This window comes from Paraburkholderia bryophila (assembly GCF_013409255.1).
Lineage (GTDB): Bacteria > Pseudomonadota > Gammaproteobacteria > Burkholderiales > Burkholderiaceae > Paraburkholderia.
The window spans coordinates 3,809,089-3,822,143 of sequence record NZ_JACCAS010000001.1; the positions used below are offsets into that span (position 1 = coordinate 3,809,089).

11 protein-coding genes are annotated in these 13,055 nt (G+C 62.5%); 7 read left to right on the forward strand and 4 right to left on the reverse strand.

Annotated elements, in window-relative coordinates; translation table 11 throughout:
• The first annotated feature begins 11 nt into the window (after positions 1-11).
• Positions 12-989 (forward strand): LysR family transcriptional regulator, encoded by a 978-nt coding sequence (locus GGD40_RS17055; protein ID WP_179744320.1) that lies wholly within the window; start codon positions 12-14, stop codon positions 987-989.
• Between the two features lie 180 nt (positions 990-1,169).
• Positions 1,170-1,481 carry a hypothetical protein gene (locus tag GGD40_RS17060; protein WP_179744321.1) on the forward strand — a complete coding sequence of 104 codons (312 nt, stop codon included), beginning with the start codon at positions 1,170-1,172 and terminating at the stop codon, positions 1,479-1,481.
• Between the two features lie 56 nt (positions 1,482-1,537).
• Here the strand turns inward: GGD40_RS17060 and GGD40_RS17065 are convergent, their stop codons facing one another.
• From GGD40_RS17065 to GGD40_RS17075, 3 genes are all read right to left on the reverse strand, one after another.
• Entirely contained in the window at positions 1,538-2,557 is a 1,020-nt protein-coding gene (locus tag GGD40_RS17065) for a D-cysteine desulfhydrase family protein (protein WP_179744322.1), read from the reverse strand.
• Between the two features lie 96 nt (positions 2,558-2,653).
• Positions 2,654-3,844: a DUF3443 domain-containing protein gene (locus GGD40_RS17070; RefSeq protein ID WP_179744323.1), complete on the reverse strand. Its 1,191-nt coding sequence runs from the start codon at positions 3,842-3,844 to the stop codon at positions 2,654-2,656.
• Positions 3,845-3,852: 8 nt separating this feature from the next.
• Positions 3,853-4,368 (reverse strand): DUF2844 domain-containing protein, encoded by a 516-nt coding sequence (locus GGD40_RS17075; protein ID WP_184000854.1) that lies wholly within the window; start codon positions 4,366-4,368, stop codon positions 3,853-3,855.
• A 535-nt stretch (positions 4,369-4,903) separates the two neighbouring features.
• On the opposite strand from GGD40_RS17075, the gene GGD40_RS17080 reads away from it, so the two are divergent.
• From GGD40_RS17080 to GGD40_RS17100, 5 genes are all read left to right on the forward strand, one after another.
• A complete protein-coding gene (locus GGD40_RS17080) occupies positions 4,904-5,140 on the forward strand; it encodes a hypothetical protein (protein WP_179744325.1) in 237 nt (78 codons plus the stop codon).
• A 70-nt stretch (positions 5,141-5,210) separates the two neighbouring features.
• Entirely contained in the window at positions 5,211-8,006 is a 2,796-nt protein-coding gene (locus GGD40_RS17085; RefSeq protein WP_179744326.1) for an autotransporter outer membrane beta-barrel domain-containing protein, read from the forward strand.
• A gap of 143 nt (positions 8,007-8,149) precedes the next feature.
• Complete coding sequence (locus GGD40_RS17090) at positions 8,150-10,240, forward strand: tetratricopeptide repeat-containing sulfotransferase family protein (RefSeq protein ID WP_373565291.1); 2,091 nt, start codon at positions 8,150-8,152, stop codon at positions 10,238-10,240.
• Positions 10,237-11,391 (forward strand): glycosyltransferase family 9 protein, encoded by a 1,155-nt coding sequence (locus GGD40_RS17095; protein ID WP_179744328.1) that lies wholly within the window; start codon positions 10,237-10,239, stop codon positions 11,389-11,391. Before GGD40_RS17090 ends, GGD40_RS17095 begins: the two co-directional genes overlap by 4 nt.
• Before the next feature lie 56 nt (positions 11,392-11,447).
• The gene (locus tag GGD40_RS17100) at positions 11,448-12,287 is read left to right on the forward strand and encodes an alpha/beta fold hydrolase (RefSeq protein WP_179744960.1); all 840 of its coding nucleotides are present in this window, start codon (positions 11,448-11,450) and stop codon (positions 12,285-12,287) included.
• 122 nt (positions 12,288-12,409) lie between these two features.
• On the opposite strand, the gene GGD40_RS17105 is transcribed toward GGD40_RS17100, so the two are convergent.
• Positions 12,410-13,045 (reverse strand): riboflavin synthase, encoded by a 636-nt coding sequence (locus tag GGD40_RS17105; RefSeq protein WP_179744329.1) that lies wholly within the window; start codon positions 13,043-13,045, stop codon positions 12,410-12,412.
• Between the last annotated feature and the right edge of the window lie 10 nt (positions 13,046-13,055).

Here is a 13,055-nt window from a genome sequence, read left to right on the forward strand (position 1 = left end):
ACGACTTTGCGATGACATTCGAATCGAACGATCTGGTCAGACGCTTGAGCGCGCGGCTGAAAATGCGGCATCTGGTGCTGTTGCTGCAAATCGAGCAGCACCGGTCGCTCACGCGAGTCGCCGAGCATATGGCCAGCAGCCAGCCCGCCGTGACCAATGCGCTGGCGGAACTGGAGAGCATGTTCGGCACGCCGCTGTTCGAGCGCTCGTCGCGCGGCATGCTGCCGACCGCATTGGGTACTGTGGTGCTCAGGCGCGCGCAGGCGATGGTCCACGATCTCGACCACCTCGCGCGCGATATGCAGGCGGTGGCGTCCGGGCATGCGGCGCATCTGCATGTCGGGGTGATTCCGTTCATCTCCGGGCAGATGCTGTCGGCGACCTTGCGGCGCCTGAAATCCGGTATGGCGCGGCGCTTGACCGTGACGATTCACGAAGGCACCAGCGAGCAATTGCTCTCGCAACTACACGACCATACCGTCGACATCGTGATCGGGCGCGCGTCGGCGGCGCTGGATCTGTCGCAGGTCGGCTTCGAGGTGCTGTACCAGCAACAGCCCCGGCTGATTGCGAACCGGCGGCTGGCCGCGCAACTGGCGCGCGTGAAGCTCGACTGGAACACGCTGCGTACGCTCGACTGGATTCTCGGCGCCCCGCAGACGCCAATGCGCGAGCAGGTGTCGGATCTGTTTCTGGCTGCGGGCGCAGCGCCGCCTGTGCCGATGGTGGAGAGTTACTCGTCCAAGCTGATCGGCGAAATGATTGCGTCGGGTGAAAACGCCGTGTCGATCGTTCCGGCCGATATCGCCGAAGAGCTGGTTCGAATCGCGGGCGTGGCGATCGTGCCGTATTCGTTTCAGTGGACGCTGCCGCCGATCGCCGTGTTCACGCATTCGCAACGGCCGCGTCCGGAGGCGCTGACTCTTTTCATTGCGTCGTTGCAGGCGATCTGCGCAGAGACCTATGTGGAACGGCGGCGGGAGGGCTGAGTCGAGAGTGGGATACTTAGTTAGTGTCGTTGCGCGGGCGGGTAGCTTGCCAAACCACTCGCGAGCCCAGTGAAAAGGCGGCAATTCCCCGCTCTATTCGCCGCGTTCGCTGCCATCGGAGCACGATATAGTCGGTCGGCATGGCTGTTTAAGCCACCTCTTCTCACGACGGACGTCGAAATGATTCCAATCGGTCTAGCCTCAACGCTGCTCAGCAATGTAGGCAGCGCAATCCGTTCCGGTCTGTCGCAACTGGCCGGCAACAAGAGCAGCGCGAGCGCTTCGGGCGCCAGCGCCAGCCAGCAACCGACTTTTGCTACGCACCTGAAGGCGGCTACCTCGTCGACCAGTACGACGGGAAGCCATCACCATCATCTGCATTCCAAGGGAATCGTGTTGAGCGCGTCGGCCGATGCCGTGCCGTCGACGTCGACGTCTCAAGCGAGCGGCGCTAACGCCGCGGTCGGCAAGAGCATCGATATCAGCGCGTAAGCGTTTGATGGTTCAACGGTTTAACCGTCGGCTTTTTCTGGCCGACTGTTAAACCGTCAGAACTCGCTTCGGTAGGCGAAGAGCCCGGGCAGACCACCCGTCATGACGAACAGGATGTTCTGTCCTGCGCGATAGTGTCCGGCGGTGGCGTTTTCCACCAGACCCGCGAAGGCTTTTCCACCGTAGACCGGGTCGAGCAGCAATCCTTCCGTCGACGCCATCAGGCGAACTGCTGCGCGCATGCCATCGGTTGGGATGCCGTAGCCGGCGCCGAGTTGCGCTTCATCGATTGAAATCGCGCTGCTGTCCACGCGGAGAGTCGCGTTGATGAGTTGCGCCGTCTGGTTGGCTTTATCGAGCGTGGTCGAGCGGGCCTGTTCGGCCTTGCCATACACCGTGAACGCGCTCACGAGCGACGGATCCCGTCCCATCGCAACCAATCCGGCGACGAGTCCGGCGTGCATCCCACCGCTCCCGTTGGGAACCACGATGCGATCGAACGATATGCCATCTACCTTCGCCTGGCCGACGATTTCAGCCGCGCAATCCGCATAGCCCAAACAGCCCACCGGACTCGAGCCGCCCAGCGGACAGACATAGACGCGACGGCCTTGCGCGCGCAACTCGCTCGCGCGGTCCTCGGCGAATTGCAGCGCGTTGGCCGAGCCAGGCAAATCGTGCACGTGCGCGTCGAACAATGCGTCGAGCAGAATGTTGCCGTTGTCGACGTAGTCGGGGTCGTCACGCGGCACCGCTCTCGTCAGAACCAGCTCGCACTCGAGGCCGACACGCGCCGCGGCCGCGGCCGTCAGGCGCGCGTGATTCGACTGCCGCGCACCGACGGTAATGATCGTGTCCGCACCGCTCGCTAGCGCTTCGCCTATCAGGAATTCGAGCTTGCGCAACTTGTTGCCGCCACCGCCCAGACCATTCAGATCATCTCGTTTGACGAACACGTTCGCGCCGCCTAAGTGGGCGCTCAGGCGAGGCAGATGCTGGATCGGCGTCGGCCCTTCGAGGAGGGCGCGGCGCGGAAACTTCGACAGATCGAGTTGGGGTGTGGTTGAGGTAGTCATTGCCGTTGCGCCGTCGATAACATTCGCTCCCCGCGCGGCTCAATGAGATTGAGCCCGGCCGGAAACGCTCGCACTCCCGGGATTGCGTGGACCTGATCAATAGGCATAATACGGCCCCGCGCCGCCGGGCGTGCTTCGTCCGTTGAACGCAACGAACAACGAGCGGCCGTAAAAGAACGGCAGCCCCCAATCGAAGCTGGTCGAGAGGAAACTCGCTGCACCCAGGGCGGAGATCGGCCCGGCGCGATCGTTTTGCGCGAAGTTGCCGGCGCCGAACAGGCTGTTGACATTGGCGACGTTGAAATTGACCGTGCCGTTGATTCCATTGCCGCCGACATTGACGGCGGATAGCGCGGTCGGTGAAGCCGGACAGTAGTCCACAGTGCCAGCACAAAGCGGCAGACTGCTGTCGTTGAAGCTGTAGCGATTCGTTCCACTGTCGATAAAGCTATCCGGATAAGACGTGCCGTTATAGACCGTCGTGATATCCCCATTCAGGTTGGTGGCATAGACCTGTGCGCTGCCCAGGGCGTTGTCCGCCTGCGTGCCGATACCGAAGATCAACTGCCCCGTCGCATTGACCGCCCCAGCGCTCGAAATACTGGGCAGTTGCATGATGACGCCGTTATTGTCCTGAGCGAATTGCGCCACCGGATTGCCGACTTGTTGTGCCAGCGGGACGGCGGTCGACGTGCACGAAGTCGCGCCGCAGGTGTAGTAACGGTTATTGGCCGGGTTGAGGGAACATCCCGAGCCGCAATCGGCTGGCGTGACGCCGATGCCCATAATGCCGTTGGCGTTCATCGCCGCGCTGGTGCTTTGTGCGGCGCCGCCGGTACTGGAGCAATAATTCGGCGCGGCCGGCATGGCGGGGTCGGCCACGATATGAACAGCGATATTGCTAGCGGTTTCTCCACCCATTTTGACGTCCGCCAACCTGGCCGAGCCCCAGACATAACTGCTCACATAAAAATAGCATTCGCCGAGTTGATTGCCGGCACTGGTGTTTTGACTGGCAAGATTCAATGCTGCGATGGCAGGGGTCGACAACAACCTTAAACCGACCGAGCCGGTATCGATCAGCACGTGATCGATGGTCTGGCAATTATTGGTGCCCGGCGCGCAAATCGTGACGTTAGTATAGGCGCGATTAACGACGCCGAACGTGCCATCCACTGAAATCGCGGCCTTATTCTGACCGGACGTTCCGGTTGAGACCGAGCTCCCGGAGCCGCCGCCACAGCCTGCCAGCAGCAGCAAGAGCGCTGCAATAAAAAACCTGCGCATAGAGGTCCTTACTGAATAGCCTGAGCCGTTACGCCTTGCGGCAGCAGTGCGGGCAGGAAAGCCTGGCCGAAGAATGAGTTCATATGACCGCCCGTGGAGACAACCATCCCGGCAGCCTGAAATGCGATGGGACCTCGCTCGCCGTTCTGATTCGCGCTCTGGATGCCTGCGGCGTAAGCCGGAAAATAATTGCCGAGCAGCTGTCGTAGATTCGGGGGCGTCGGGCCTCGCCACGCGATGCCGAATACGCTGCCGTTCGATAGGAACTCTTTAATGACGGTCCCATCCGTTTGAGTCAATTGCTGGACCGAGACGCCGGCCGGTAAAACGGTGGGCGCGTTGGTTGTATTCGCGGCGCTGCTGGCATTCGCCCGGATCGCCGAGGATGTCGATTGCTGAGTGCTGGCTTGCAATTGAGTCTGGTCGGCGACGATGCTCGACATATTGCCGCCGAGAGTGGCGAATGCAGGCAGAGGCATGATGACAACTACCGAGACAAGTGCAATCCTGGTTCTATAACCCATATTAGTTATCTGCAAGAGTGGTCAGTCTGGGAAAAGCCGTCGCCGTAAGATGCGACCGCGAATACAGGCGCAGCGAAAATATTTTATTTATTGCTGTTTCGGACTATTCAGCAGAGGCGATCTTCAATAGCAGTTTGCAGCTTTCATTTGCGTGAAGTTGCCCGGCCAGAGACGATTTCATCGTACCAATTGTTTCTTTCAGTTGTATTTTCTTCTGGTTCGGAAAGCGCTAATCGGCAAGCGCTTCCTGGGGACTAACGGATACGAATTGCGGAGAGCGGTCGTATGGCGGGGGCGGCGTAGACCACTTTTGTGCCGGGTTTGACGTACGTCGTTGACTCGGACTTTGTCGTGTTTTGATGCACGTTCGGATGCGGGTACGTCTATGTGAATCAGGTTGCCGCTTAACCCGTTGGCGTCCACTCATCTCGACGGACCTCAGGAAGCCCGGCGAGTGCGTCGAGCGGAGGCTCCGCAACGTCTCACCCTAAAGTTTAGAGCCTACCTGCCGATATTCAGGCATCCGCAATGTTTCATGTTTCTGATCATGAGTCAGTACTACGATTGCGTTCCCATCGGTCCAAATATCGGTGGCGTTACCCTCGCCTCGCCCACGAGATGGCTGAAGCTTCCGGTGGGGGCAGGGAAAGTGCTCTGGGGAAGAAAAAATATGCCTAACCAGGCCTATTTTTCAGGGAAGTTGTTGGTGGCGTTCAGGGCAGCGCCGCATCGGCGCCGTGATCAATTTAAACAGAATCAACTCAATGCCTAAATCAATGGCTCCACGTCGTTCGCGTGCTGTTCGCTCAAGTCATCTCCCCCATTCGACTTTGCAGGTCGGTGTGCTGAACCTGGCACTCGTGGCGGCATCTTCTTCCATGCTGTCTTCGCATGCCTGGGCCGATACCACCATTACGGGGCTTACCACCGGTTATAACAACACCGACACCACGAATGTGACCGTGGTGAGCATTAATGCGCCAAGCGCTACCTATGGTGTTAACAACACCATCTCGATGGGTACGCTGAACGTCACGGACTCGATTACCGCCGGATCGGCGATCAGCAACTACGGCATCGAGAACTTCGGCACCATCTCGGCCCTGCTCAACTCGGGAACCATCACGGGTGGTTATGGTTTGTATCTTCCTGCCGGGACCATCGGCACTATCACCAACAGCGGAATAATCCATGGGCTGGCCGGAAATGGTATCTACAACAATGCCACTGTCGGTTCACTAACCAATGCTTCCAGCGGCACCATCAGTTCGGCTGCCTACAACGGCATATATAGCGGTGGCTCGATCGGCACGCTGACCAACCAGGGCTTGATTACCACAAGCAGCACTACCAGCGGCTTGGACAGTGGTATCTACGGTGGTGGGACGATTACCTCGCTGGTTAACAGCGGCACCATCTCCGGTGGTGGCGCCGGCAGCGGTATCTACAACGTTGGGCTGATCACTTCCTTAAACAACAGCAGCGGCACTATCAGCAGCGGCACCGCCAGCGGCGGCATCGCGCTCTACAACGCCGGCACCATCGGTACGCTGAACAACGGCGGCGCGATCAGCGGAGCCACCGATGGGATCAGTAATGCGGGCAGCGGTCACCTGAACACGGTAACCAATAGCAATCTGATCAACGGCTCCATTGCCGGAATACTCAATAGCGCCACCATCGGCACGCTGACCAACAACAACGGCGGCACGATCAGCGGCGCCACCGGACTCCGCAACAGCGGCACCATCGGCACGCTTAGCAACAGCGGCATCATCACCGGCACCAGCTTTGCGCTTTACAACGCGAGCAGTGGCCTGAGCACGATCACCAACAGCGGCACGATCGCCGGCGCGATCACCAATACCAGCAGCACGACGCTGACCATCAACGGTGGCACCGGTGCGGCCTTCGGAACCTTGACCGGCAACAGCGGCGCCATTGGCAGCTTCACCAATAGCAACGGCAACCTGGCGTTCGGTTCCGGCAACCTGCTGCTTAACGACAATATCAATGTCGGCAGCAACACGGTGACCAATGTAGCGGCGACGCTGCAGGTGAACAGCCCGATCGCCATCACGGGTAATTACAGCCAGGGCAGTGGCGCTACGCTGCAGATCGGCGTGGCGAACGGCGCGGTGGCGGGCGGCGCGCCCGGTACGGATAGTGGCTATGGCAGGCTCGTCGTGTCCGGCAATGCCACGATCGCTTCGGGGTCGTCGGTTCATCTGGCGGCCTTGAGCAGCTATGGTTTTGCCCCCGGTCAGCGTTTCGTGGTGGTGGATGCCGGCGGGGCGAGTACGTATAACCAGACCAGTCTGAATTATTCGGCAAGCGGTTATGGCGGGGCGATTACGGGGCAAAACGTGTCCAACGATGGTCGCAGCGATCTGGTCCTGACGCTGAGCACGCCGACGCCGACGCCGACACCCACACCGACGCCAACGCCAACACCCACACCCACACCCACACCGACGCCGACGCCGACACCCACGATCCCGGCAACCACGCCGAATGCCATCTCGTCGCTCACCGGGCTGTCGCGCTACACCGGCATCAGCAACCTCGCGCTGCTGAACCTGTTCGATGCTTCGCTCGCGCTGAACCAGCAGGGCTCGGCCGCGCAGTCGAACCAGGCCGGTGCGAAACTCAGCCCGATCAGTCAGGCCTCGACGGCTCAGGCGGCGGCAGCGCCCACGCTAGACGTGCTCAATATCATTGCCGCGCACTCCGACTCTCTGCGTCTTGCGCAGGCTGGCGGCACGAGCGGCGTGTCGACCGGCGAGAGCGGGCCGGCATGGGGCGTGTGGGGCCAGGCATTCGGCGGTCATGCCAGCCAGGACCAGCGCGACAACGTGGACGGCTACAGCGCCAACTTCGGCGGCCTGCTGTTCGGCGTAGACCGTGCCATCAGCGACGCGTGGCGTGCGGGTGGCGTGTTCAGCTACAGCAACGCCGCGATCAGCAACACGGGCGACACCGCAGGCGATACGACCCGGGTGAACTCATACAGCCTGTTCGGCTACGCCAGTTTCACCGGCCGGACGTGGTACGCGAACCTGTCCGCCGGCGCGGTGCAGCAGCGCTACGACACGAACCGTGTGGTCGACTTCCCCGGCTTCTCGGGTAACGCGAACGGCAGCTTCAGCGGTACGCAGTACGTGGCGCGCGCCGAAGCGGGCTATCCGCTGGCGCTGGGCGTGGCAACGCTGACGCCGCTGGCAAGCCTGACCTACAGCTACCTGCACCAGAACGGCTACACGGAAAGCGGTGGTAACGGTGCGGCGCTGTCGATCGGTGCGGCACACACGACATCGGTGAACAGCGACGTGGGCGTGAAGATTGAACGCGAATGGGCGACGTCGTACGGTGGACTGGTGCCGGATCTGCAGATCGCGTGGCGTCACGAGTACGACAACACGCGGGCGCAGACCACCGCCAGCTACGCAGCGGACCCGACCGGCCAGACGAGCTTCACGTCGCTGGGCGCAAGTCCTGTGACGAATTCGGCGGTCATTTCCGTGGGCCTCTCGCTGTTGCGTGCCAATAACCTGAGCATCACGGCGCACTACCAGGCCCAGCTCGGCTCGGGTTACGTGGCTCAGGGCGGCACGGTGCGTCTGCGTCAGCTGTTCTAAGCCGCAGGGGCGGTCACTACCTGTTGTACCAGCAGTCGAGCGCATTCCCTCATCGACGAGGGAATGCGCTTTTTCTTTAGGCCATGGCGATCGTAGTACGATCGCGTGCATCGAATTGCCAAGCTATTTACCGGAGTAACAGCATGCCAAGCGCGCCTGATTCCGCCGGCTCAATGACTATTCCAGTCGCGCTCGATCGGGCTCATGCGCACTGGAACGCCGGTCAGGCTGTCCAGGCGGAACAACTCTGTCTGCGGGTGTTGGCCGCATGGCCCGGCCAGTCCGATGCGCTCCACCTGCTCGGGCTGATCGCGCATGCCTACGGCAATCTGGATCTCGCGATTTCGCATCTGCGCGAGGCGTGCAAGGTGCCTGGCGCGCCGGCGATCTACTTCAGCAACCTCGCCGAAATGTGCCGCCAGAAGGGCCTGTTGTCCGAAGGCGAGGCTGCCGCGCAGCGCGCGGTCGAGTTGGACCCCACGCTCGTGGCCGGCTGGAACAACCTGGGGATCCTGCTGCAGGAAGCGGGCAAGATGGAACAGAGTCTGGCGTGCCTCGAGCGGGTGGTCGCGCTCAAGCCCGACTGGGCCGACGCCCACAACAACCTGGGCAACACCTGGCGGCGGCTCGGCCGGCTGGATCACGCAGAGGTGCATTACCGGCACGCGCTGGCGTTGAACCCGTCGTATGCGATCGCGCACAGCAACCTCGCGTTTCTGCTCTGTTCGAAGGGGCATTACGACGACGCGGCCGCCGAGGCGCGCTTCGCCATCGATCTCGATCCGAGTCTGGCCGACGCGTATCTGAACCTGGCCGAAGTGGAACTCTCGCGCCGCCGAACCGATGCCGTGCTCGCCACGCTGAACGCGCTGCACGCCTTTGCGCCCCAGCATCCACAGGGGCTGGTGGCGCGCGCGCGAGCTTTGACGCAATTCGGGCGCATCGATGAAGCGCTCGAGTTTGCCCGTCAGGCCGTGGCGCTCGCCCCGCATCACGCCGAGGCGCACAACGTGCTGGGCCAGGCGCTGCAGAGCCAGGGCAGGATCGACGAGGCGCTGAGCGCCTTCGAGACAGCAGCCGGCTTACCCGGCACGGTGGCGGAAGAGGCCCTGATCAGCCGCGCGCACCTGTTGATGGAAGCGGGCCGCAAGGAAGAAGCCCTGGCGGGCTTCGAACGCGCGCTGGCGACTTTCCCCGGTTCCGTGCGAGCGCTGGCGAGCCGTGCGCACGTCAAGACGTTCGAGGCGGACGACGCCGACATCGTGGCGATGGAAGCCGTGCTTGCCGAAACGGAGGGGCGTCCGCTACCCGAGCGGATCGACGCGCATTTTGCGCTGGGCAAGGCCTATCTCGACACCGGCGACGCGCAGCGCGCCTTTCACCACTTCGATAGCGGCAACCGTCAGAAGCGCGCGAGCATTACCTACGACGCCACTGCTACCGCTGGCTGGATGAAGCGCATCGCCGAGACGCTGACGCCCGAACGTCTGGCCGGGTTTCAGGGCGCCGGCGCACCATCGGACTTGCCGGTGTTCGTGATCGGCATGCCGCGCTCGGGCACGACGCTGATCGAGCAGATCGTGTCGTCCCATCCGCAGGTGACGGGGGGCGGCGAACTGTCGGTGCTGCGCTCCGTGATCGAGGGTCGCGGCGCATTTCCCGACTCGATCGGCACGATGACACGCGACGACGCGGCGCATCTCGGCCATGCCTACCTCGCGCGGGTGAACCCGCTTGCGCTGGGGCGCCTGCGCCTCGTCGACAAGATGCCCGCCAATTTCTTCTACACCGGCCTGATCCCGGCGATCCTGCCGGGTGCGCGCATCATCCATTGCCGGCGAGATCCGGTGGATACCTGCTTGTCCTGCTACACCAGACAGTTCGGCGGCGAGCAGCCGTTCACATTCGATCAGGCCGAACTCGGCGCGTTCTACCGCAGTTACGAAGGGCTGATGGCGCACTTGCGTGACGTGCTGCCCGCGGAGCGTTTCATCGAGGTCGACTACGAATCCGTGGTGGACGATCTCGAGGGCGAGGCCCGGCGTCTGATCGCGTTTCTGGGTCTGCCGTGGGACGACGCCTGCCTGAATTTCCATGAGAATCGACGGGTGGTGCGTACCGCGAGCGTCGACCAGGTGCGCCAACCGATCTATAAAACGTCGCGGGGCCGCGGGCGGCAGTATGCCGACCATCTTGGCCCGCTCCTGTCAGCGCTGGGTGTCGACATACAATGAATCCGGACTTTGGAACGATCGACCGGCAGGCTCGCGAGTTCATCGCGGCCGGTCGCTTCGCTGAGGCCGAGGCGCTGGTGCGCCCCTACCTCGCCTCGGGCAGCGGACCGCTGCCGCTGTGGAAGCTGCTGGTCGCGGCAATCCGTCCGCAGGGGCAGATCGCGGAAACGCGCGTGATTCAGGAGATGCTGGTCGCGACCGTGCCAGGCGATCTCACCGAACGCTTCCATCTTTCTGAAACCCTCCTGTTGCTCGGCGAGTTCGAGCGGGGCTGGCGCGAGTACCACCATCGTTACAGCATGGCGCACACACACGCGATCGGGCGACGGGTGCAACGGCCGCGCTGGGACGGCCGGCCGATTCCCGGCCGGACCTTACTGATCCACGACGAGCAGGGCTTCGGCGACACCTTCCAGTTCATGCGGATGGTGCCGTGGGCCAAGGCGCGCAGCGGCGCGCGGGTGGTCCTCGAAGTCAACGAGGAAACGCTGTCGCTCGCCCAGCGCACGGCGGGCTTCGATCACATCGTCGCACGGGGCAACCTGCCGCCTGCATTCGACATGCATTGCGAAATGATGAGCCTGCCGATGGTCATGGGCCTGAAACCGGCCGACCTGCCTGGGCAAATTCCCTATCTGTCAGCCGACCCGCAACGCCTCGACAAATGGCAGCGGCGGCTGGCCGGGTTGCCACGCCCCCTGGTCGCGCTGGTGTGGGCCGGCCGGCCGACTCATGTCAATGACGCAAACCGTTCGATGACGCTCGATCAACTCGCGCCGCTGGGGCACGCGGGAGTCACGTTCCTGTCGATCCAGAAAGGGCCGGCTGCGGACGAGGCGGTTTCGCCACCGGCCGGCATGTCGCTCGTGTCCCTGAGCGACGAGATCGAGGACTTCGAAGATACGGCGGCGATCCTGAGCATTGCCGATCTGCTGATCTCGGTGGATTCGTCGCCCGTGCACCTGGCCGGCGGGCTGGGGCGGCCGGCATGGGTGATGTTGCCGATGGTGCCCGACTGGCGCTGGATGCTCGATCGAAGCGACACCCCCTGGTATCCCAGTGTGCGTCTGTTTCGGCAAAGGCAGCGCGCGGACTGGAGCGATATCGTGGCCGCGATGGCGCTCGAACTGACGCGCTTCAAGGGCCGATGACGGCGACATCGTTCATGCAGCGATCGTGCCGTTCATGGCCCAAGGGCTGTCAATGCATGGCCGCGGTGTTGTCGGCGTGGTTGCTGACCGGCGCCATGGCAGGTTGCACTGCGCTGGACCCCAATGCACATGCCGCCGCGCTGGCGGAGCCAGCCGGCTTGCAACGTGAGTTGATCGACAGCGGCCCCTTCGTGCTGACTGCTTTTTCGCGAATCTCGCAACCCGACAAGCCTCTGCACCTCTACATCGAAGGCGATGGCCAGGCATGGGTTTCGCGCACCGAGCCCTCGCTGGATCCGACACCTCGTCAGGCTGAGGGTCTCGCGCTGGCCGCGGCGGACCCTGCGCCGAACGTTGTGTATGTGGCCCGCCCCTGCCAGTTCACACCGATGGCGATGAATCCGCGCTGCGGCATTCCTTACTGGACCGGCAAGCGCTTTGCGCCCGAGGTGGTGGCGTCGATGGACGGGGCGGTGAGCCAATTCGCTGCGCGATTACCGGGGCAAGCCGTCGAACTGATCGGCTATTCAGGAGGTGGTGCGCTGGCCGTGCTGGTCGCGGCGCGGCGCGCCGACGTCGCATCGATCCGTACGGTGGCGGGCAATCTCGACGATGAGTTCGTCAATCGCCTGCACGGCGTCTCGCGGATGCCCGAATCGGAGAATGCAGTCGATTTTGCGAGCCGGGTCGCGGCGATTCCGCAGATTCACTTCAGTGGGGCTGAAGACGAGGTGGTACCACCCACTGTCGCGCAGCGATTCGCAAACGCAGTGGGTCAGCGGTGTGCACGCGCACTGACGATCCCGAAACTCGCGCACGCCAGCGACTGGAGCAGTCGCTGGCCGGCTATGCTGGCGATCTCACCGGTGTGCGCGCTCACAACGCCAGAGCAGTAGATTGCTGCCTTTGTCATGAATCCGCCGATGCGGCACGCCGCGCCGGTTGTGAGTATCCCGAACTGTCAGCTGAGGGTGAATTCAGGTAGACGGCAGTAGACGCTGATTTTTGGAAAATAAAATTATTTCAACGACTTATCGCCGTCCTGAGACGTGCTGAGCATCCGCTCCACATACCGCGCAATCAAATCAATCTCCAGATTAACCGCCGACCCTTCGCGCAGATTCTTCAGCGACGTCACCTGCACCGTGTGCGGAATCAGATTGATCGAAAACTCGCAGCCATCGTCGCGATCTTTAACCGAGTTCACCGTCAGGCTCACGCCATTCACCGTGATCGATCCTTTAAAAGCCAGATACCGGCCAATCTCACGCGGCGCCAGCACGCGCAGTTCATGCGATTCACCCACCGGCGCGAAATGCGTGACCGTACCGAGCCCGTCGACGTGACCGGAAACGATATGCCCGCCCAACCGATCATGCGCGCGCAGTGCCTTCTCGAGATTCACCTCGCCAGCCTCGCCAAGCCCTGCCGTGCAGTTCAGACTTTCGCGCGACACGTCGACTTCGAACGAATGCGCGGTCAGCGCGACCACGGTCATGCAGGCGCCCTGGATCGTGATGCTGTCGCCGAGTTGCACGTCGCCGAGATCGAGCCCGCCGGCTTCGACGTTCAGGCGCACGCCCGCGTCGCCGTCGGTGCCGAGCGGCTTGACTGATTCAATGCGGCCCACTGCCGCAACGATTCCTGTGAACATCGTGCTAATC

Excerpts from the sequence above, each read along its gene's own strand:
- GGD40_RS17055 (WP_179744320.1), top strand. The coding sequence starts at position 12 with ATGACATTCGAATCGAACGATCTGGTCAGACGCTTGAGCGCGCGGCTG.
- GGD40_RS17090 (WP_373565291.1), top strand. The coding sequence starts at position 8,150 with ATGCCAAGCGCGCCTGATTCCGCCGGCTCAATGACTATTCCAGTCGCG.
- GGD40_RS17080 (WP_179744325.1), top strand. The coding sequence starts at position 4,904 with ATGTTTCTGATCATGAGTCAGTACTACGATTGCGTTCCCATCGGTCCA.
- GGD40_RS17065 (WP_179744322.1), bottom strand. The coding sequence starts at position 2,557 with ATGACTACCTCAACCACACCCCAACTCGATCTGTCGAAGTTTCCGCGC.
- GGD40_RS17075 (WP_184000854.1), bottom strand. The coding sequence starts at position 4,368 with ATGGGTTATAGAACCAGGATTGCACTTGTCTCGGTAGTTGTCATCATG.
- GGD40_RS17100 (WP_179744960.1), top strand. The coding sequence starts at position 11,448 with ATGGCCGCGGTGTTGTCGGCGTGGTTGCTGACCGGCGCCATGGCAGGT.
- GGD40_RS17105 (WP_179744329.1), bottom strand. The coding sequence starts at position 13,045 with ATGTTCACAGGAATCGTTGCGGCAGTGGGCCGCATTGAATCAGTCAAG.
- GGD40_RS17095 (WP_179744328.1), top strand. The coding sequence starts at position 10,237 with ATGAATCCGGACTTTGGAACGATCGACCGGCAGGCTCGCGAGTTCATC.
- GGD40_RS17070 (WP_179744323.1), bottom strand. The coding sequence starts at position 3,844 with ATGCGCAGGTTTTTTATTGCAGCGCTCTTGCTGCTGCTGGCAGGCTGT.
- GGD40_RS17060 (WP_179744321.1), top strand. The coding sequence starts at position 1,170 with ATGATTCCAATCGGTCTAGCCTCAACGCTGCTCAGCAATGTAGGCAGC.